Raw genomic sequence first — 18252 nt, forward strand, 5'->3', positions numbered from 1 at the left:
GTGAGCGAGACACCGGACCACCTTCCCCGTGACCTGACGGTGTACTTGATCGCGCGGTTCGCGCTCGTCGCGGTGGTCGCGGTCGTGCTTTCGCTGGTCGGCGTGCCGCTGCTGGTCTCTTTGCTGATCGGGCTCGTCGTCGGCCTTCCGCTCGGACTGCTGCTCCTGCGCGGGCTGAACCAGCGCGTGACGGCCGGTCTGGCCAAGCGCAACGAATCCCGCGCGCGTGCTCGTGCCCAGCTGCGTTCGCAGCTGCGCGGCGAGACCTCGGCCGACGATTCCGCGGCATGAGCAAACCGCACAGCCGCGCCTGGGTCCGCGAAGCAGTCCGGATCATCGAGGCCGACGCCAACCGCAGCGCCGACACTCACCTGCACGTTTTTCCGCTGCCCCCGGAATGGGGCATCGACCTTTACCTGAAGGACGAGTCGGTGCATCCGACCGGCTCGCTCAAGCACCGCCTCGCGCGCTCGCTGATCCTGTACGGCCTGGTCAACGGGCACATCGGCCCGGACACCGTGCTGGTCGAGGCGTCCAGCGGCTCGACCGCGGTGTCCGAGGCGTACTTCGCGCGGATGCTCGGCCTGCGGTTCGTGACCGTCGTGCCGCGGCGGACGAGCAAGGAAAAGATCGCGCTCATCGAGTTCTACGGCGGCGAGTGCCATTACGTCGACTCCGCGCCGGCGATGTACCCGGAGGCCGAGCGGCTGGCCGCTGAGTGCAACGGGCATTACCTCGACCAGTTCACCTACGCCGAGCGCGCGACGGACTGGCGCGGCAACAACAACATCGCCGAATCGGTGTTCGCGCAGATGCGTGCCGAACGCCATCCGGTGCCGTCGTGGATCGTCGTCGGCGCGGGCACCGGCGGGACGAGCGCGACGTTCGGCCGGTACGTCCGGTACAAGCGGCACACCACGAAGATCTGCGTGGTGGACCCGGAAAACTCGTCGTTCTACGGCGCGTGGGAAACCGGCGCGCCGGACTACGCGACCGGGATGCCGTCGCGGATCGAAGGCATCGGACGGCCGCGTTGCGAACCGTCGTTCGTGCCCGGCGTGATCGACGAGATGTTCCAGGTGCCCGACGCCGGTTCGCTGGCGGCGATCCGGTTGCTGCGGGACCGCACCGGGCACTGGGCGGGCGGCTCGACCGGGACCAACCTGTACGGCGCGTTCCAGCTGATCTCGCGGATGCTGGCGGACGGCCAGGCGGGTTCGGTGGTGACGCTGCTGTGCGACGGCGGGGAGCGGTACGCGAACACGTACTACTCGGACGAATGGCTCGGCGAGCAGGGGATCGACCTCGCGCCGTATCGGGCGCGGTTCGACGAGTTCCTGCTCACTGGCCGATTCGACGCCTAGCTTCCTGGTAGCCCAGCGTCAGCACGACGATCAGGCGGCGCAACCGGTCCTCGAAGTCGAGGCGGGAGCCGGTCAGGCGCGGGTCCTTGATGGCTTCTTGGACGGCTTCGTTCGGGTGCGCCAGCGGCCACATTCCCGCGGTGAACATGAAGATCGCGGACGACAGTTCTTGTGCGGTCTCCGCGGAAAGGCCTGGCAGCGCGGCGTGCAGCAGGTCGGCGGTGCGGGCGTTGTGCTTCGCCGAGCGCAGCTTGTAGTCCCGCGCGATTTCCGTCGAGACATTGCGCTCCAGCACGTTCGCCAGCACGCTGATCAGTTCGCACAGGACTGGTCGCGTCGCGAGTGAGCGGGCGAGGGTCGCGGCGACCTCTGACAGATCGCCGTCGAGGGTGAGCGAGTCGAGCCACGCGCCGCGAGCGCGGTCGAGCACCTCCAGGTAGACGGCCTCCCGCGTGGGGAAGTAGCGCGCGACGTTCGACGCCGACAGGCCTACCCGGCGGGCCAGCTCGCGCATGCTGACCTCGCTGACGGACGCCTCCGTCATCAGCTGTTCGGCCACGTCGAGGATCGCCTCGCGGCGGGCTTCCACCTGCTCGGGACTGCGGGCGCGCTGGAAGTCGGACACGCCTCGGAGTGTAACAGGACACTGCTCTCTTGATAAAAGAACAGCGTCCTGTTAACTTCGAGAACAAGAGAGCAGTGTTCCGTTAACTCTGGCAGGAGATCCCGATGCGCACTTACGACCAGCTCTTCCTCGGCGGCCGCTGGACCGCGCCCGCGACGACCGACACCTTCGAAATCCGTTCGCCGCACGACCGGGCGCTGGTCGGCACCGCGCCAAAGGCCTCGAAGGCGGACGTCGACCGCGCGGTGGCGGCGGCCCGGCGGGCGCTCGAACCGTGGGGGAGAACTCCGCTGGCCGAGCGGCTGCGGCTCGTCGAGCGGTTCAACGAACTGCACGCCGCCCGGGCCGACGAAATCGCCGAGCTGATCACCGCGGAGAACGGCTCGCCGAGCTGGTTCACCGGCTGGACGCAGCACAACCTCCCGGAGCGCACGGCGGCGTGGCTCAAGACCGCGCGCGAGTTCGGCTGGGAGGAGACGCTCACTGACGAGGCGGGCAACCGGACGATCGTGCGGGCCGCGCCGGTCGGCGTGGTGGCTGCGGTGATCCCGTGGAACTCGCCGCATTCGGCCGCGCTGGTGAAGCTGATTCCGGCTCTGCTGGCGGGCAATCCGGTGCTGCTGAAGGCCGCGCCGGAAACCCCGCTCGACGCGATGCTGCTGGCGGAAATCTTCGCCGAGGCCGGGTTCCCCGAGGGCGTGGTGAGCGTGTTCGCGGCCGACCGCGACGTGAGCGAGTACCTGGTGACGCACCCCGGCGTCGACAAGATCTCGTTCACCGGCTCGACGGCGGCCGGGCGGCGGATCGCGTCGCTGGCGGGAGAGCAGTTCAAGCGCGTCGGGCTGGAGCTGGGCGGAAAGTCCGCGGCGATCGTGCTCGCGGACGCGAACCCGAAGACCGTCGCCGAGGGGATCCGGACCGCGACGTTCGCGAACAACGGCGAGATGTGCGTGGCCCACACGCGGATCTTCGCGGCGCGCGAGCGGTACGCCGAGGTCGTGGCCGCGCTCGCGGAAATGGCCGACGGGCTCGTGGTCGGCGATCCCGCGAAGCCGGACACGTTCGTCGGGCCGATCGTGCGCCAAGACCAGTACGAGCGCGTGCTGTCGTACCTGCGGCTAGGCGTCGAAGAGGGCGCGCGGATCGCGGCGGGCGGTGCCGAGCCGCTCGCGAATCCTGAGCTGAGGGACGGGTTTTACGTGCGTCCGACGGTGTTTGCCGATGTCACGAACGACATGCGGATCGCGCGCGAGGAGATCTTCGGGCCGGTGCTCGTGGTGATCCCGTTCGACACCGAGGAGGAGGCGATCCGGCTCGCGAACGACTCCGACTACGGCCTGAGCGGCGGCGTCTGGACGGCCGACGCGGAACACGGCGTCGAGCTCGCGCGGGCGGTGCGCACGGGCACGTTCCACGTCAACGGCGCGCCGCGGCATGGGAACGCACCGTTCGGCGGGTTCAAGGCGAGCGGGGTGGGCCGTGAGTACGGCTCGCACGGGTTGGCGGAGTTCGTGGAGTGGCAGGCGATTGCGGTGGGTCGTTAGAGCGCGAGGGCGAATGCGCTCTGCATCGCCCGGCTCGGTTCGGTGGGTTCGAGGCGGAGCGGGGTGGGCCGTGGGCGCGATTGGCCCGGGCGGTGTTTGCGAATTAGCAGGCGATCGCGGTCGGCCGCTAGAGCGCCAGGGCGACCGCGCTCAGCACTGCCCACGCCAACATCGCCATGCCGGTGTCGCGCAGGGCCGGGATCAGCTCCCGGCCCTTGCCGCCGCCTCCGACGGACTTGATGGGCTTCAGCAGCAGCGGCGCGGTCACGAAGGTGATGAACAGCAGCGGGTGCCAGATCCCCATCAGCACGGTGAGTGCGTACGGGACCGTCACCAGGGTCAGGTAGAGCTTTCGCGTGCCGCCGTCGCCCATGCGGGTCGCGAGGGTGTGCTTGCCGGACTCGAGGTCGGTCGGGATGTCGCGCAGGTTGTTCGCCACCAGCACCGCCATCGAGAACGAGCCGACCGCTACCGCGCAGCCCAGTGCGTCCCAGCTAACCCGGCCGGCCTGGACGTAAACCGTGCCGAGGACGCCCGCCAGTCCGAAGAACACGAAGACCGCGATCTCGCCCAAACCGTAGTAGCCGTAAGGCTTTTTGCCGCCGGTGTAGAACCACGCGCCGAGGATGCACAGCGCGCCCATCGCGAGCAGCCACCAGTATCCGCTCAGTGCGACGAGCGCCAGGCCCAGCACTCCGGCCAAGCCCAGGGAGGTCAGCGCGGCACGCAGGACGGCCTTCGGGTTCGCCGCGCCGGAGCCGACGAGACGCAGCGGGCCGACGCGGTTTTCGTCGGTGCCGCGGATGCCGTCGGAGTAGTCGTTGGCGAAGTTCACGCCGATGATCAGCGACAACGCGACCAGCAGAGCGAGCAGCGAACGCCACCAGGAGAACGCGTCGAGCGCGATCGCCGCTCCGACGCCCGCCACGACCGGTGCGATCGCGTTCGGCAGCGTCCTCGGCCGGGCGCCTTCGATCCACTCACTGACTGTCGCCATGGGGTCCATTCAACGCCATGCGATCTTCACCCGTTCGGTGAACCCGCTCAGCGCGTCCGCAGGGCGGCGACCACTGCCTGCCGGTCGATCTTTCCCGGTCCGCGCAACGGCAACTCGCTGACGAACTCGACGCGTTTCGGCGTCGCGGCCGCACCCAGCTCAGCCCGGACCGCGGCTCGCAGCGCGGCCTCGTCCGTCGAACCCGCCACCATCGCCACGACCGCCTCGCCCCACTGCGGATCCGGAATCCCGACGACACAGGCGTCCCGCACCCCGGGCTGCGCGCCGAGCAGCCGTTCGATCGCGGCGGCGGACACCTTGACCCCGCCGGTGTTGATGACGTCGTCCGCGCGTCCGAGCACCTCGATCCGGCCGTCGGGCAACAAGCGGCCGCGGTCGGAGGTGCGGAAAGAGCCGTCCCGGAACGACTCCGCGGTCAGTTCCGGGGCGAGACGGTAGCCGTGCGACAGCACCGGGCCGGAGATCCACAGTCGCTCGTCAGCGTCGGGTTCCACGCGCACCCCGTCGAGCGGAACACCGTCGTAGACGCAGCCGCTCGCGGTCTCGCTCATGCCGTACGACGGGACGATCCGCACGCCTTCCTCAGCCGCTTGCGTTCGCAGGGCGGGCGAGGTGGCGGCGGCGCCCAGGATGATGCCGTCGAAGGCCTTCGCGGCGGCCAGGCCGGCGCCGCCGTCGTCGAGCAGGCGGACTAGCTGGGTCGGCACGAGCGCGGTGTAGCGCGGGCCGTTCTCCGCGAGCACCGGCGCGGCAGCGGCGGCGAACTCGTCCGGGCGGAAGCCGGTGCCGGTCAGGAACGCCGGTTTCGTGCCTGCCAGCCGCGCTCGGATCAGGACTTGCAGGCCGCCGATGTAGTGCGCGGGCGTGGCGAGCAGCCAGTGCCCGGGGCCGCCGAGCCGGGCGTGCGTTGCCGTCGCGGACGCGATGAGCGCACGCGGCGACAGCAGCACTCCCTTCGGCGCTCCGGTGGACCCGGACGTGGCGATCACCACGGCGGTGTCCGGCTCGACCGGCTGCTCCGGGGCCATCGCCTCGAGCAGCGCCGGGGCCGACGGATCCGCCGAGTTCAGCGGCAGCACCGCCGGACCGCCGTCGAGGGCAGCCGCCAGGGCCGCGTCGAGGGCGGTCAACGCGTCGGCGCTGCCGTCGAGCCACACCACGTGCACGGCGAACGACCTTCTCAGTAGTAGTACGGGTAGTCGGACCAGTCCGGGTCGCGCTTCTCCAGGAACGCGTCGCGACCCTCGACGGCCTCGTCCTGCATGTACGCCAGCCGGGTGGTTTCGCCGGCGAACAGCTGCTGTCCGACGAGCCCGTCGTCGATCGCGTTGAACGCGTACTTCAGCATCCGCTGCGCGGTCGGCGACTTGCCGATGATCGTCCAGCCCCATTCGAGCGCGACCCGCTCCAGCTCGGCGTGCGGCACGACCTCGTTGACCGCGCCCATCCGGTGCATTTGCTCGGCGGTGTAGTCGCGGCCGAGGAAGAAGATCTCGCGCGCGAACTTCTGCCCGACCTGCCGGGCGAGGCCCGCCGAACCGTAGCCCGCGTCGAACGAGCCGACGTCCGCGTCGGTCTGCTTGAACCGCGCGTGCTCGGCCGAGGCGAGGGTGAGATCGCACACGACGTGCAGCGAATGCCCGCCGCCCGCGGCCCAGCCGGGCACCACGGCGACCACGGGTTTCGGCATGAAACGGATCAATCGCTGCACCTCGAGGATGTGCAGCCGCCCCGCCCGCGCCGGGTCGACCGTGTCCGAGGTCTCCCCGCTCGCGTACTGATACCCGGACCGTCCGCGAATACGCTGGTCACCGCCGGAACAGAACGCCCAGCCGCCGTCCTTCGGCGACGGGCCGTTCCCGGTGAGCAGGACGCAGCCGACGTCCGAGCTCATCCGGGCGTGGTCGAGCGCCCGGTAGAGCTCGTCGACGGTGTGCGGGCGGAAGGCGTTGCGGACCTCCGGACGGTCGAAAGCGATCCGGACCACCCGTTTGCCGGAGCGGGCATCTCGCGAACGGTGGTAGGTGATGTCGGTGAAGGAGAACCCTTCGACCTCGGACCAGGCGGCGGGGTCGAACAGCTCGGAAACTCGGGCGTCATCCACGTTTGGGAGAATAGGACCTGTGGACATGATCGCTGTGCCTGACGCCGCCCCCGGGGAGTGCCCGTCGGACGGTTCCTTAACGGGGGCCTGCCGGTGAACCCGTCCACCGCGCAGGCCAGGGTCATCGTCGACGAACTCGTCCGCAACACCGTGTCGCACGTCGTGTTGTGTCCAGGATCTCGCAACGCGCCGCTGTCCATCGCGCTCTACGACGCCGCCGCTTCGGGACGGCTGCAGCTGCACGTCCGCATCGACGAGCGCGGCGCGGCGTTCCTCGCGCTCGGCATCGCGGCGCGCACCGGCCGTCCGGCGGCGGTGGTCTGCACCTCCGGCACCGCGGCGGCGAACTTCCACCCGGCCGTGCTGGAGGCCGACCGGGCGGGCGTGCCGCTGATCGTGCTCACCGCCGACCGTCCGCCGGAGCTGCGTTCGGCGGGCGCGAGCCAGGTGATCAACCAGTACGAGCTGTACGGCGACGCGGTCCGCTACTTCGACGAGCTGGCCGTCGCCGAACGCCGGGCCGGGCAGAACTCCTACTGGCGCAGCCAGATCTGCCGCGCGTGGAACGCCGCGTACGGCGAGTGGCGCTGCGGGCCGGTGCACCTGAACATCCCGTTCCGCGAGCCGCTGGTGCCGGACCTCGACGATGACGGCGAGTGGTACGAATCGCTCGAAGGCCGCCCCGACGGCGAACGCTGGACCGAGCTGCCGGACTTCGGCGCGCTGCCCTCGTTCGTGGTCCCGTCGGCGCGGCACGGCCTGGTGATCGCGTGCGACACCGGCGCTCAGGCGGCCAGCGAGTGGGCCGAACAGCACGGCTGGCCGGTGGTTTCGGAGACCGGCGGGCTCGGCCTGTCCGGCGCGACCGCGATGTCGTCCGGAGCCTGGCTGCTGGGCGTCGAGGAATTCATCTCGCGGCACCGGCCCGAGCAGGTGCTGTGCCTCGGCCGTCCGACGGTGTTCCGGCAGGTCCAGAAGGTGCTGTCGGACCCGGAGGTCGAGGTGCTGCTGGTGCGTCCGGATTCGGACTGGCCCGCGCCCGCGCACAACGTCCGCCAGGTCGGGCAGTGGTTCGCCGAACCGACGAAGCCCGCCGATCCGGAGTGGCTCGCGAGCTGGCAGCGCGCGGACGCCGCGGCCAGCCAAGCGGTTTCGACGGCGCTGGCCGCCGAGCCGTGGCCGAGCGGCGTACGGGTAGCGACGGAGCTGGTCGACGCGCTGCCGGAAGGCGCGCTGCTGGTGGTCGGCTCCTCGAACCCGACGCGCGATGTCGCGCTCGCTGGACGGCTGCGGCCGGACGTCCTGGTGCACCGCAACCGCGGCGTCGCCGGGATCGACGGCACGGTGTCGACGGCCATCGGCGCGGCCACTGTGCACCGCGCGCCGTCGTACGCGCTGCTCGGCGATCTGACCTTCCTGCACGACGCGTCCGGCCTGCTCACCGGCCCGGCGGAGCAGTTGCCGGACCTGACGATCGTGGTGCTGAACGACGACGGCGGCGGCATTTTCTCGCTGCTGGAGCAGGGCGCGCCGGAACACTCGGCGAGCTTCGAGCGCGTCTTCGGCACGCCGCACGGCGCGGATTTGGGCGCGCTGTGCGCGGGCTACCGGGTGCCGCACGTCCTGGCCGAAACGGTCGAAGAGTTCCGTGCCGCGCTGCGGCCCGCGCCGGGCCTGCGGGTCGTCGAGGTCCGGGTCGACCGGGCGCAGCACCGGAATCTCCACGCGCGGCTGAAGTCCGCGGTCGCGGAAGCGGTGGGGACGGTTTAACCGGCGGGGGCCGGTGAATATGGGGGATTTCGTGAACGAGGCGGACCTGCGCCCGCGAGGCCGGTGGGCCTGGTTCAGCGCGGCGGTGGCGGCGCTGGCGCTGATCGGGCTGGTGTGCTCGTATTTCTCGTCGTTTCTGGTGATGGCCAGCGACAACTGCTTCGCCGGGGACAGCAGGGCGATCTGCAGCGAGGCCGGGCAGCAGGCGGTCGCGTCGCTGCCGTGGGTGGGCTGGTTCGCGGCGATCGCCGGGTCGTTCGCGATGGCCGGGCTCGCCGTGCGGCGCGGCTGGGGACCGTGGCCGGGGCTGTACGCGGGCCCGATCCTGTACGGCATCCCGATCGCCATCGCGTGGTGGATCGCCGAATCCGGATGATCTTCCCAGTGGGTAAGAACCCGTCGTTCGGACGTACCTGTGGGGTGCTCACGTGGATACGTTCGGTCGCATTGGCCACCTTGGAGGAACCATGCGATCGAGAACTCGGGCCGGAATCGGGGCGGTTGCGGCTGGAGTCGCGACGGTGCTGCTGGCAGGCACCGCCTCGGCAGTGCCGGCACCGGGCGCGCCGGGGGTCGGCGACCCGTACTACCCGAACGCCGGCAACGGCGGCACCGACGTGCAGCACTACGACATCCGCGTGAGCTACCAGCCGGAGACCGACGTCCTGTCGGGCACCACGACGCTGCTGCTCACCGCCACCCAGGACCTGTCGCGCTTCGACCTTGACTTCGCGCTCAAGGCGTCGAAGGTGCTGGTGAACAACCGGCCCGCGCAGTTCACGAACCAGAACGGCGACGGCGAGCTGGTGATCACGCCGGCGCAGCCGCTGCTGAAGGGCCAGTCCGCGACGGTCGTCGTGAGCTACTCCGACAGCCCGTCGACGGAGAAGGTCGGCGGACTGAACACGTGGAAGAAGGGCGCGTTCGGGGCGCTCGGCATCGACGAGCCGCAGAGCGCGCAGTGGTGGTTCCCCTCCAACGACCACCCGACCGACAAAGCGACTTACGACGTGTCGATCGAGGCTCCGGACGGGCTCGCCGCCATCTCGAACGGCACGCTCGTGAAGAAGACCAAGAAGCGGGCCGGCTGGACGCGGTGGAACTGGCGCAGCACCAAACCGCAGGCGACCTACCTGACGTCGTTCATCGTCGGCAAGTACGACGTGGTCCAGTCCACCACGCCGGACGGCAAGCCGTTCATCACCGCCTACGGTTCGGATCTCGGCGATTCGCTCGATGCGGCCAAGGCGAGCGTGGAGCGGACGCCGGAGGTTGACGAGTTCCTGGCGTCGCAGTTCGGGCCGTATCCGTTCGAGGCCGAGGGCGGCGTCGTGACCAGCGGGATCACCTTCTCGCTGGAAAACCAGACCCGGCCGACCTACGGCGCGCGCAACTTCGCCGCTGGCTCCAACACCACGCTGATCGCGCACGAGAACGCACACCAGTGGTTCGGCGACAACGTTTCGCTGGGCAAGTGGAGCGACATCTGGCTGAACGAGGGCTTCGCGTCCTACGCCGAGTACCTGTGGTCCGAGCACCAGGGCGAGGGCACGACCGCGGAACTCGCGCAGTACGCGTACGACTCCTACGCGGCCGACGACCCGTTCTGGCAGGTCCTGCCGGGCGATCCGGGCGAGCCGAACCAGTTCGACCGCGCGGTGTACGACCGGGGCGCGATGGCCGTGCAGGCGTTGCGCACCACGGTCGGCGACCAGGCGTTCTTCTCGATCCTCCAGCAGTGGCAGACCGCCAAGGCCGGTAAAGCGGCGGTGATCCCGGACTTCATCGCGCTCGCGGAGAAGGTGTCGGGAAAGCCGTTGCAGGAACTGTTCCAGACCTGGCTGTTCACCAAGGGGAAGCCCGCCGTCGGTCCTAATGGGACGGTCGCGGCGGCCAAGGCTTTCGCCGCCGTTCCGGCGAAGCCGAAGGCGTGGGACCAGATCCAGGCGAACCACCGCGCGCTGGCGGCGGCTGAGCGGCACTGAAATTCGCTTGCCTGGCCGCGGGATCCTGGAGAGTTCCGCTCCAGGAGGAGGATTTCGTGGCCATGAAAGTGCGGGCGCAGCTCCGCCACGCCCGGCTCGACGGCCGGGAGTGGCGGGTGCTGCGCCCTGATCCCGTTCTGGACACCGCGCTGTTGTTCGAGGTCGCTCCGGGCACGGAGATGTCGCACGTGGAGATGTACGTCGACCGCAGCGCGGCGTACCGGATCGGGGTGCTGTGGCTGCTAGCCTCGCGGTCCCGCCACACGATCATCCACCTGCCGTTGCGCACCGGCCGGATTCCCGAGGAACCGGAGTTCACCGGTCGTCCGCTGGATCTCGTGCTGAGCCAGCACACCGCGCACCTGCGCCCTTCGCAGTGGCCGCGGCTGCGGGCGGCGCTCGGCCCGGCCCGGCCGCATACCGTGCGGGTCCCGGCTGATCGGCGGCCGATCGACTGGCCGGAATGGCCCACCCGGGACCGGCTGCTCGACCGGTTCCACGCGAACACGATGTTCCTGACCGGCAGCCCGGCGGTCTTCCGGCACACCGCCGAGGACTTCTTCGACCTCGCGTTCGGAGCCCCTGGTTCGGCTCCGGGCGAGGAATCGGCGCAGCACAAGTGTTTTCAGCTGCATTGGACGTCTCGGCTGCTGGTGAACTCGTACAACCTGCACGTGCTGTACCGGGCGCACTGGCTGCCGAGTGCCGAGCTGGTCGGCGCACCCGACTAAACTCTGGGTGTGGCAGCCAGGAGTGTGAAGGCACGGCGGATCGCGTGGTTCGCCGTGCTGGGCGTGGCTGTGCTGCTCACGGTGATGTGCGTGAGCCTGGTTTTCGCCGCGTTCCGCAACGACAGCGCGATCGAATCGCACCTGGGCACGGCGAACGCGACGGTCGAGTCGGTGGCCTTCGACCGCACGATCATCCAGTACCAGACCCCGGACGGCATCGTGCACAGCCCGCCGACCGGGGTGCTGTACCCGTCGGGCCTCGCGGCCGGCCAGCTGGTGGCGATCGAGTACGACGCGACCAACCCCGAGCTGACCCGGGTCGCCGGCCGGACCGCGACGTTGACGCTGCTGCCGGTGGGCATGACGGTGCTGATCACGTGGCTGGTGGCGGGCCCGTTGCTGTGGTGGCTGCGCCGGTTGATGAAGCGGGACCGGTCCGCTTCGGTGGCGGAGCCGGTCGCCGCGAAGGTGTGATCAGGTTCCGGCGGTTTCCTGCCACCAGCCGAGTACTTCGTCGGCCACGCCGGGTGCGGCGACCAGCAGTCCGTCAGTAGGCAGCGCGGCGTCCTCGCCGTGTTTGTCCAGCACCACCGCGCCCGCCTCGATCGCCATTGCGACTGAGCCCGCGACGTCCCATTCGTGGTAGCTGTGCAGTACCGCCGCGGCGGCGTGCCCCAGTGCGACCTGGGCGATCGACAGGGCGGCCGACCCCAGCACCCGCACCCCGGTGTGTGCGGCTGCCGCTCGTTCGATGAACTCGCCCATTCCCGGCCACGGGCCCTTGCGCGCCAGTTCGGTGCAGACGATCGCTCCGGCGGTGCCCGCGCGGTCGACCAGCTTCAGCGGTTTTCCGTTCGCGCGGGCTCCCCGGCCGCGGGCGGCGGCGTAGATCTGCGCCCGGTACGGGTCGGCGACGACGCCCACCACCGGGCCGCTCGCGTCGACCAGGGCGAGGCTGTAGGCGCACCACGGCACTCCGGCGACGTAGTTCGCGGTGCCGTCCACGGAGTCGACCACCCAGCGGTACTCCGCGACGTCCGCGCCGTGGTCGGCGCCGAATTCGTGGCCTACCACCGGGATTCCGGGGAACTCCGCGGTCAGCACGCGGCGGGTGTGCCGTTCCAGGATCCGATCGGTGTCGGTGACCCAGTCGAACGGCGAATCCAGCGTCGCCGGGTGCGCGCCGCGGCCCGCGGTCGCGGTGATCACGTCGGTGGCGTCGTTCGCCAGCCGCCCCGCGACCTCGAGTGCTCGGGAGAGCAGCCCGGGTTCCACGGGCCGCGACGGCCTGGAGGACAAGAGGGTCATGCCTGCTTAGTCTGGGCGTTCCTGGTGTCCGGGACACGACCGGAAGATGACATGTCGTGGCGAATTCTTCGACGGTCGGCGCCCGGGCGCGGACGCTGCGGAGTGTTTCGCCACCGTTGGCCGGTCGGTTACGCGGGATTGGCCCGCCCTGCCTGCGGTTTTGCGACAGTGACGCCGTGCGAGTCGCCATAGTCACCGAAAGTTTCCTGCCCCAGGTGAACGGCGTGACGAATTCCGTGCTGCGGGTCGTCGAGCACCTGGTCGAATCCGCGCACGACGTGCTGGTCGTCGCGCCCGGACCGGGTCCGGCGAGTTACCGCGGCGCGCCGGTCGTCCGCATTCCGGCGCTGGACTTCCCCGGCGTGAACTCGCTGCCGATCGGCCTGCCGACGCGCACCGTGCTGACCGCGCTGGCCGATTTCGGCCCGGACGTCGTGCACCTGGCCTCGCCGTTCGTGGTCGGCGCGCGCGGGCTCGCCGCGGCCAGACGGCTGCGCGTGCCGTCGATCGCCGTCTACCAGACCGACATCGCCGGGTTCGCCACGTCGTACGGCTTCGGCATCGGCGCGCGGGCGGCCTGGCGCTGGGTGCGCCGCCTGCATTCGCGGGCCGACCGGACGCTTGCGCCGTCGTCGGACTCGATCGAACAGCTGAAACTGCACGGCGTTCCGCGCGTGCACCGCTGGGCGCGCGGCGTGGACATCAGCCGGTTTTCCCCAGCGCACGCGGATCCGGCGCTGCGTGCGGAGCTTGCGCCGAACGGCGAGCTGCTGGTGGGGTTCGTCGGACGGCTCGCGCCGGAGAAGGAGGTCGACCGGCTGACCGTGCTGGCCGGGATGCCGGGCGTGCGCGTGGTCGTCGTCGGCGACGGACCGGAGCTGCCGTCGTTGCGGGAACGGTTGCCTGGCGCGGCTTTCCTCGGCGCGAAGTACGGTGACGAGCTTTCGGTCGCGTACGCGAGCCTCGACGTTTTCGTGCACACCGGACCGCACGAGACGTTCTGTCAGGCGGTGCAGGAGGCGATGGCGTCCGGACTGCCGGTGCTCGCGCCGGACGCGGGTGGCCCGAAGGATCTCGTCTTGCCAGGCCGTACCGGGTATTTGCTGCCGGCTGACCGGGAGGCGTTCGGCCCGGCGCTGGTTGCCAAGGTCAATGACCTGCGCGACGCGGCGTTGCGGGCCCGGCTCGGCGAGAAGGCGCGGAAAGTGGTTCTGGGCCGGACGTGGCCCGCGGTGTGCCGGGAGCTGGTCGGGCACTACGAAGCGGTACAGGGCCGAGTCGCGCGTGCGGCTTGAGCCATGCACATCGTCCAGCTGGCGAACTTCTACGGACCGCGGTCCGGCGGGCTGCGGACCGCGCTGAACCACCTCGGCGCGGGGTACGTCGCCAGCGGGCACCGGGTGACGCTGGTCGTGCCGGGGCGGCGGTACGCGGTGGAAAGCCTGCCGACCGGGGTGCGCCGGTATTCGTTGCCTGCCTTGCAAATTCCCGGGACCGGCGGGTACCGCGCGGTCGATCCGCAGCGGGTCCGTGCGGTGCTGCGGCGGCTGGAACCGGACCGGCTGGAGGTGTCCGACCGGTTGACCCTGCGGGGGATGGGCGTCTGGGCGCGGCGGAACGGCGTGCCCAGCATGGTCATTTCGCACGAGCGGCTGGACCGGTTGCTGGAGCAGTTTTTGCTGCCCGGAGCGATGGCCCGGCACGTCGCGGATGCCGCCAACCGGCGGATGGCGGCGTCGTACGACACGGTGGTGTGCACGACTGCCTTCGCGCACGCGGAGTTCGAGCGGATCGCCGCGCCCAACGTCCGGCGGGTGCCGCTAGGGGTGGATCTGGCGACGTTCGCGCCGTCGATGCGGGACTCCGGGTGGCGGTCGGCGCTGGCTGGCGGTGCCGACGCGTTGATTGTCCATTGTGGTCGGTTGTCGCCGGAGAAACATGTTGAGCGGAGCGTGGATACGGTCGCTGAGCTGACGGAGTCCGGGGCTCGGGTGCGGTTGGTGATCGCGGGCGACGGGCCTCGGCGGCGGGCGCTGGAACGGCGGGCCCGGGGCTTGCCGGTGACGTTCCTCGGCTTCTTGGCTGGACGCGGCGAGGTGGCTCGATTGCTGGCCAGCGCGGATGTTTCGCTGGCTCCGGGACCGCATGAGACGTTCGGGCTAGCGGCTTTGGAGGCGCTTGCTTCCGGTACGCCGGTAGTGGTTTCGGCGTCCTCGGCATTGCGGGAGATCGTGCGGCCCGGGTGCGGGGCGGCGGTGGATGACTACGCGCCCGCGTTCGCCAACGCGGTGACCGGCCTGCTGGATAGTCCTGAAGAGATCCGGCGGGCAGCCGCGAGGGCGCGGGCGGAGGAGTTCGCTTGGCCGACCTCGGTGCGGGGAATGCTCGCCGCGCTGGGCTGACAAAGGTCCGTGAAGGGCTCCTTGAGGGAATCTAATTCCCTCAAGGAGCCCTTCACGGACAACTAGCCGCGGTAGCCGGGGTGGACGCCGGGGGTTAGGTCGTGGTCGGCGGCGACTCGGGCCAGCAGGTCGCGCAGCACCGAACGTTCCTCTGTGGACAGTGCGGCCATCATCTCGTCTTCGTGTGCTGCGGCGGCTTTCGCGAGTGCGGCCATCGTTTCTTGGCCTTTGTCGCTCAGGAAAACCGCATAGAGGCGGCGGTCTTGCGGGTTGCGGCGGCGTTCGATCAGGCCCTGCTGCTCCAGGCCGTCGACGAGGGCGACCAGCCGGGTCGGCGGCGTGCCCAGTTCCGCGGCCAGCACCTGCTGACTCTCGCCGGGCCGCCGCGCGATCGCCCGGAGCAGGCCGGTCTGGGGCGGGGTCAGGCCCAGGTCCGCGACGCGTTCGGCGAAGCGCTGGGTCGCGTGTGCGCCCAGCTGGGCCAGCAGGAAAGCGCTGCCGAACTGCGGAGGTCCTTGCATGCCCTGAACCGTATCGCTTGACAATCAATTACACCAGTGTAATCGTTCTAGCAGTGAAACTAATTGACCTGGAGGTTTGCCATGACGACCATGACTCGACAGGGCGGTCCGCCCTTGCTGGCACCGGCGCTGGCGTTCGGGGTGCTGACCGTCGCATCGGCGGTGCTCGGGGCGACGGGGACGCGGCCGGATTCCAGCGCGGCTGAAGTCGCCGCGTATATCGGCGGCAACGAGGGCGTTGTGCAGCTGCTCGCGTTCGCGGTGTTCGGCGCGTCGGTGCCGTTGGCGGTCTGGGCCGCGACGGCGTATCGCAGACAGCGGCGACTCGGCGTCGCGGCGCCGGGCGCGGTGATCGGACTGACCGGCGGTGTGCTGTCCGCGGCCGCGCTCGCGATGAGCGGGTTGATCACCTGGACCGCCGCGCAGTCCAGCGAGACGCCGGCGGTGGCACGGGCGTTGACCAGCCTCGCGTTCGCGTCCGGCGGGCCGGGCTTCGTGGTGCCGCTGGCGTTGCTGATCGCCGGGATCGCGGTGCCCGCGCTGTTCCTGAACCTGCTGCCGCGCTGGCTGTCGGCCGCCGGGATGGTGGTCGCCGCGGCCGCGGTGCTCGCCTCGCTGTCGCTGCTGACCCCGGCGCTGTATCCGCTGATCCCGGTCGGGCGGTTCGGCGGGCTGGCGTGGCTGGTCGCCGCCAGCGTCCTGCTCCCGCGCGACCGCGCGGCACGGACGGACTAATCTCGGACCCATGCCCCGAGCGAGCCTGGACAAGGATCCGCACGAAGTCGCCGCGATGTTCGACGGCGTCGCGTCCGGTTACGACCGGGCGAACTCGTTCATGACGTTCGGGTTCGACCGGCGCTGGCGCACCACCACGGCGCGCGTGCTGGACGCCAAGCCGGGGGAGAAGGTGCTCGACCTCGCGGCGGGCACCGGGGTGTCCACCGTCGAGTACGCGCGCGGCGGAGCCTGGTGCCTCGCCGCCGACTTCTCCGTCGGGATGCTCAAGGCGGGCCTGCACCGGAAGGTGCCGATGGTCGCCGCGGACGCGATGTGCCTGCCGTTCGCCGACAACAGCTTCGACGCCGTCACCATCTCCCTCGCGCTGCGGAACTTCGTCGACACCAAGGGCGCGCTCGCGGAGATCCTGCGGGTGGTCAAACCGGGCGGCAGGCTGGTGATCTGCGAGGTGTCGACGCCCACCTTCGCCCCCATCCGGTTCATCTACCGGCGGTTCGTCCTCAAGCTGCTCACCTGGGTCGGCAGCCGGTCCTCGACCAACCCCGAGGCCTACTCCTACCTGGCCGAATCGATGCTCGCCTGGCCCGATCAGCGCGGGCTCGGCGAGATCATCGCGAGCGCCGGATGGACCGAGGTGGAGTGGCTGAACCTCACATTCGGCGTCGTCGCGATCCACCGCGCGCGCAAGCCTGCCTAAACTCGGCGGCATGACGACTTCGCGCCGCAGCCCGGACCACGACGCCGAAGTGATCGTGGTCGGGGCTGGACCGGCTGGTTCGACCGTGGCCACCTACCTCGCGCGCGCCGGGGTGGACGTGCTGCTGCTGGAGAAGACCGTCTTTCCGCGCGAGAAGGTGTGCGGGGACGGGCTCACGCCGCGGGGTGTGAAGCAGTTGATCGACCTCGGTCTGGACACCAGCGAGGAAGCGGGCTGGGTGCGGAGCCGGGGGCTGCGGATTCTCACCGGGGATCTGACGCTGGAGTTCGATTGGCCGGATCTCACTGATTACCCGCCTTACGGCGTCTCGCGTACTCGGCACGACTTTGATGACCTGCTGGCGAAGACCGCGGTGAAGGCTGGGGCTCGGTTGTACGAGCGGACCACGGTCACTGGGGCGATTACCAATGCTTCCGGCCGGGTCGTGGGGGTTGAGGCGAAGGTCGGGCCGGAGAAGACGCCGGTCAGTTATCGGGCGCCGTTGGTGCTGGCTTGCGACGGGGTGTCGGCGCGGCTGGCGTTGAGCGTGGGGATCGACAAGAACGAGAAGCGGCCGATGGGGGTCGCGGTTCGGCGGTATTACAAGAGCCCGAAGCATGATGACCCGTTCATCGAGGGGCATCTTGAGCTGTGGGACCGGTCTGATCCGCGGGATCCGAAGCTGCTGCCTGGGTACGGGTGGGCGTTTCCGTTGGGGGACGGGACGGTCAACGTCGGGCTGGGGATGCTGTCCACCTCGGCGTCGTTCCGGAACACCGACTATCGCGCGTTGTTGCGGCAGTGGCTTGACGGGACTCCTGAGGAATGGGGATACCGCGAGGAGAACGCCATCGGCAAGGTCGGCGGGGCCGGGTTGCCGATGGGGTTCAACCGGACGCCGCATTACCGGAACGGGCTGCTGCTGCTCGGCGACGCCGGGGGGATGGTGAGCCCGTTCAACGGCGAGGGGATTTCGGCGGCGATGGAGTCGGCGCAGCTCGCGGCTGAGGCTGTGGTGCAGGCGTTGGCGCGGCCGGAGGGGCCGTCTCGGGAGCGGGCGTTGGAGGGGTATCCGCGGGCTGTCGGCGAGCTGATGGGCGGGTATTACCGGCTGGGGAACGTGTTCGCGAAGTTGATCGGGAAGCCGAAGATCATGCACGCGGCTACCAAGTACGGGTTGCGGGTCAACAAGATTCTTCCCTTGGTGTACAAGGGGCTTTCCGGGTGTTACGACGCTCGTGGGGGCGATGGGGTGGATCGGTTGATCGCTGCGTTGGCTCGGGTTACGCCTCGTCCTCGGTAGTGGGCGGCTCGTCGCCTTGCGGCGACATTGCGCATGGTGGTTGCGTGGGGCACCCCGAAGCTTGATTGTGCTGACGGTTCGGGGGTGCTTGTCAAGGCGGGAAAGATGCCTTGACAAGCACCCCCGAACCGCAGATGCGCTT

Annotated in this window: 19 protein-coding genes; 13 read left to right on the forward strand and 6 right to left on the reverse strand. The window is 70.0% G+C overall.

The genetic code is table 11. The annotated features are described in order from the left end of the window. Together WA670_RS06890 and WA670_RS06895 are read left to right on the forward strand one after the other, a co-directional pair. Positions 1 to 291 carry a DUF4229 domain-containing protein gene (locus tag WA670_RS06890; RefSeq protein WP_037818858.1) on the forward strand — a complete coding sequence of 97 codons (291 nt, stop codon included), beginning with the start codon at positions 1 to 3 and terminating at the stop codon, positions 289 to 291. Then, positions 288 to 1364, forward strand: a complete 1077-nt coding sequence (locus tag WA670_RS06895; RefSeq protein ID WP_037818859.1) for a PLP-dependent cysteine synthase family protein — start codon at positions 288 to 290, stop codon at positions 1362 to 1364. Before WA670_RS06890 ends, WA670_RS06895 begins: the two co-directional genes overlap by 4 nt. On the opposite strand, the gene WA670_RS06900 is transcribed toward WA670_RS06895, so the two are convergent. Then, positions 1342 to 1989: a TetR family transcriptional regulator gene (locus tag WA670_RS06900; RefSeq protein ID WP_336157150.1), complete on the reverse strand. Its 648-nt coding sequence runs from the start codon at positions 1987 to 1989 to the stop codon at positions 1342 to 1344. The genes WA670_RS06895 and WA670_RS06900 overlap by 23 nt on opposite strands. A 104-nt stretch (positions 1990 to 2093) precedes the next feature. Between WA670_RS06900 and WA670_RS06905 the strand changes: the two genes are divergently transcribed. Further along, positions 2094 to 3533 carry an aldehyde dehydrogenase gene (locus tag WA670_RS06905; RefSeq protein WP_336157151.1) on the forward strand — a complete coding sequence of 480 codons (1440 nt, stop codon included), beginning with the start codon at positions 2094 to 2096 and terminating at the stop codon, positions 3531 to 3533. A 127-nt stretch (positions 3534 to 3660) separates the two neighbouring features. Here the strand turns inward: WA670_RS06905 and WA670_RS06910 are convergent, their stop codons facing one another. The 3 genes from WA670_RS06910 to WA670_RS06920 are packed head-to-tail and all read right to left on the reverse strand — an operon-like array spanning position 3661 to position 6655. After that, on the reverse strand, positions 3661 to 4530 hold the full coding sequence (locus tag WA670_RS06910; RefSeq protein ID WP_134663683.1) for a 1,4-dihydroxy-2-naphthoate polyprenyltransferase: 870 nt from the start codon (positions 4528 to 4530) through the stop codon (positions 3661 to 3663). A gap of 47 nt (positions 4531 to 4577) precedes the next feature. Continuing rightward, the gene (gene menE, locus WA670_RS06915) at positions 4578 to 5717 is read right to left on the reverse strand and encodes an o-succinylbenzoate--CoA ligase (protein ID WP_336157152.1); all 1140 of its coding nucleotides are present in this window, start codon (positions 5715 to 5717) and stop codon (positions 4578 to 4580) included. Positions 5718 to 5731: 14 nt separating this feature from the next. Then, positions 5732 to 6655: a 1,4-dihydroxy-2-naphthoyl-CoA synthase gene (locus WA670_RS06920; protein WP_037818864.1), complete on the reverse strand. Its 924-nt coding sequence runs from the start codon at positions 6653 to 6655 to the stop codon at positions 5732 to 5734. A 93-nt stretch (positions 6656 to 6748) separates the two neighbouring features. Between WA670_RS06920 and menD the strand changes: the two genes are divergently transcribed. From menD to WA670_RS06945, 5 genes are all read left to right on the forward strand, one after another. Beyond that, positions 6749 to 8425 carry a 2-succinyl-5-enolpyruvyl-6-hydroxy-3-cyclohexene-1-carboxylic-acid synthase gene (gene menD / locus WA670_RS06925; protein WP_037818922.1) on the forward strand — a complete coding sequence of 559 codons (1677 nt, stop codon included), beginning with the start codon at positions 6749 to 6751 and terminating at the stop codon, positions 8423 to 8425. 31 nt (positions 8426 to 8456) lie between these two features. Then, a complete protein-coding gene (locus WA670_RS06930; RefSeq protein WP_336157153.1) occupies positions 8457 to 8801 on the forward strand; it encodes a hypothetical protein in 345 nt (114 codons plus the stop codon). 91 nt (positions 8802 to 8892) lie between these two features. Beyond that, positions 8893 to 10410 (forward strand): M1 family metallopeptidase, encoded by a 1518-nt coding sequence (locus WA670_RS06935; protein ID WP_134734111.1) that lies wholly within the window; start codon positions 8893 to 8895, stop codon positions 10408 to 10410. 56 nt (positions 10411 to 10466) lie between these two features. Further along, positions 10467 to 11141 (forward strand): hypothetical protein, encoded by a 675-nt coding sequence (locus tag WA670_RS06940; protein ID WP_134734109.1) that lies wholly within the window; start codon positions 10467 to 10469, stop codon positions 11139 to 11141. 9 nt (positions 11142 to 11150) lie between these two features. Then, positions 11151 to 11615: a DUF3592 domain-containing protein gene (locus WA670_RS06945; protein ID WP_037818868.1), complete on the forward strand. Its 465-nt coding sequence runs from the start codon at positions 11151 to 11153 to the stop codon at positions 11613 to 11615. Here WA670_RS06945 and WA670_RS06950 read toward each other — a convergent pair whose 3' ends face one another. Further along, positions 11616 to 12449 carry an inositol monophosphatase family protein gene (locus WA670_RS06950; RefSeq protein WP_037818869.1) on the reverse strand — a complete coding sequence of 278 codons (834 nt, stop codon included), beginning with the start codon at positions 12447 to 12449 and terminating at the stop codon, positions 11616 to 11618. A 176-nt stretch (positions 12450 to 12625) separates the two neighbouring features. Between WA670_RS06950 and WA670_RS06955 the strand changes: the two genes are divergently transcribed. Next, complete coding sequence (locus tag WA670_RS06955) at positions 12626 to 13744, forward strand: glycosyltransferase family 4 protein (protein WP_205673459.1); 1119 nt, start codon at positions 12626 to 12628, stop codon at positions 13742 to 13744. Between the two features lie 3 nt (positions 13745 to 13747). Continuing rightward, entirely contained in the window at positions 13748 to 14851 is a 1104-nt protein-coding gene (locus tag WA670_RS06960) for a glycosyltransferase (protein ID WP_336157154.1), read from the forward strand. Between the two features lie 62 nt (positions 14852 to 14913). On the opposite strand, the gene WA670_RS06965 is transcribed toward WA670_RS06960, so the two are convergent. Continuing rightward, on the reverse strand, positions 14914 to 15372 hold the full coding sequence (locus tag WA670_RS06965) for a MarR family winged helix-turn-helix transcriptional regulator (protein ID WP_167754427.1): 459 nt from the start codon (positions 15370 to 15372) through the stop codon (positions 14914 to 14916). 81 nt (positions 15373 to 15453) lie between these two features. Between WA670_RS06965 and WA670_RS06970 the strand changes: the two genes are divergently transcribed. From WA670_RS06970 to WA670_RS06980, 3 genes are read left to right on the forward strand one after another with little or no spacing between them, the layout of a single operon-like run. Next, positions 15454 to 16107, forward strand: a complete 654-nt coding sequence (locus WA670_RS06970) for a DUF4386 domain-containing protein (RefSeq protein WP_336157155.1) — start codon at positions 15454 to 15456, stop codon at positions 16105 to 16107. Between the two features lie 10 nt (positions 16108 to 16117). Next, positions 16118 to 16807: a demethylmenaquinone methyltransferase gene (locus tag WA670_RS06975; RefSeq protein WP_037818876.1), complete on the forward strand. Its 690-nt coding sequence runs from the start codon at positions 16118 to 16120 to the stop codon at positions 16805 to 16807. Between the two features lie 10 nt (positions 16808 to 16817). Beyond that, positions 16818 to 18110, forward strand: a complete 1293-nt coding sequence (locus WA670_RS06980; protein ID WP_336157156.1) for a geranylgeranyl reductase family protein — start codon at positions 16818 to 16820, stop codon at positions 18108 to 18110. The last annotated feature ends 142 nt before the right edge of the window (positions 18111 to 18252 follow it).

This window comes from Amycolatopsis sp. VC5-11 (assembly GCF_037034185.1).
Taxonomy (GTDB): Bacteria; Actinomycetota; Actinomycetes; order Mycobacteriales; family Pseudonocardiaceae; genus Amycolatopsis; species Amycolatopsis nivea.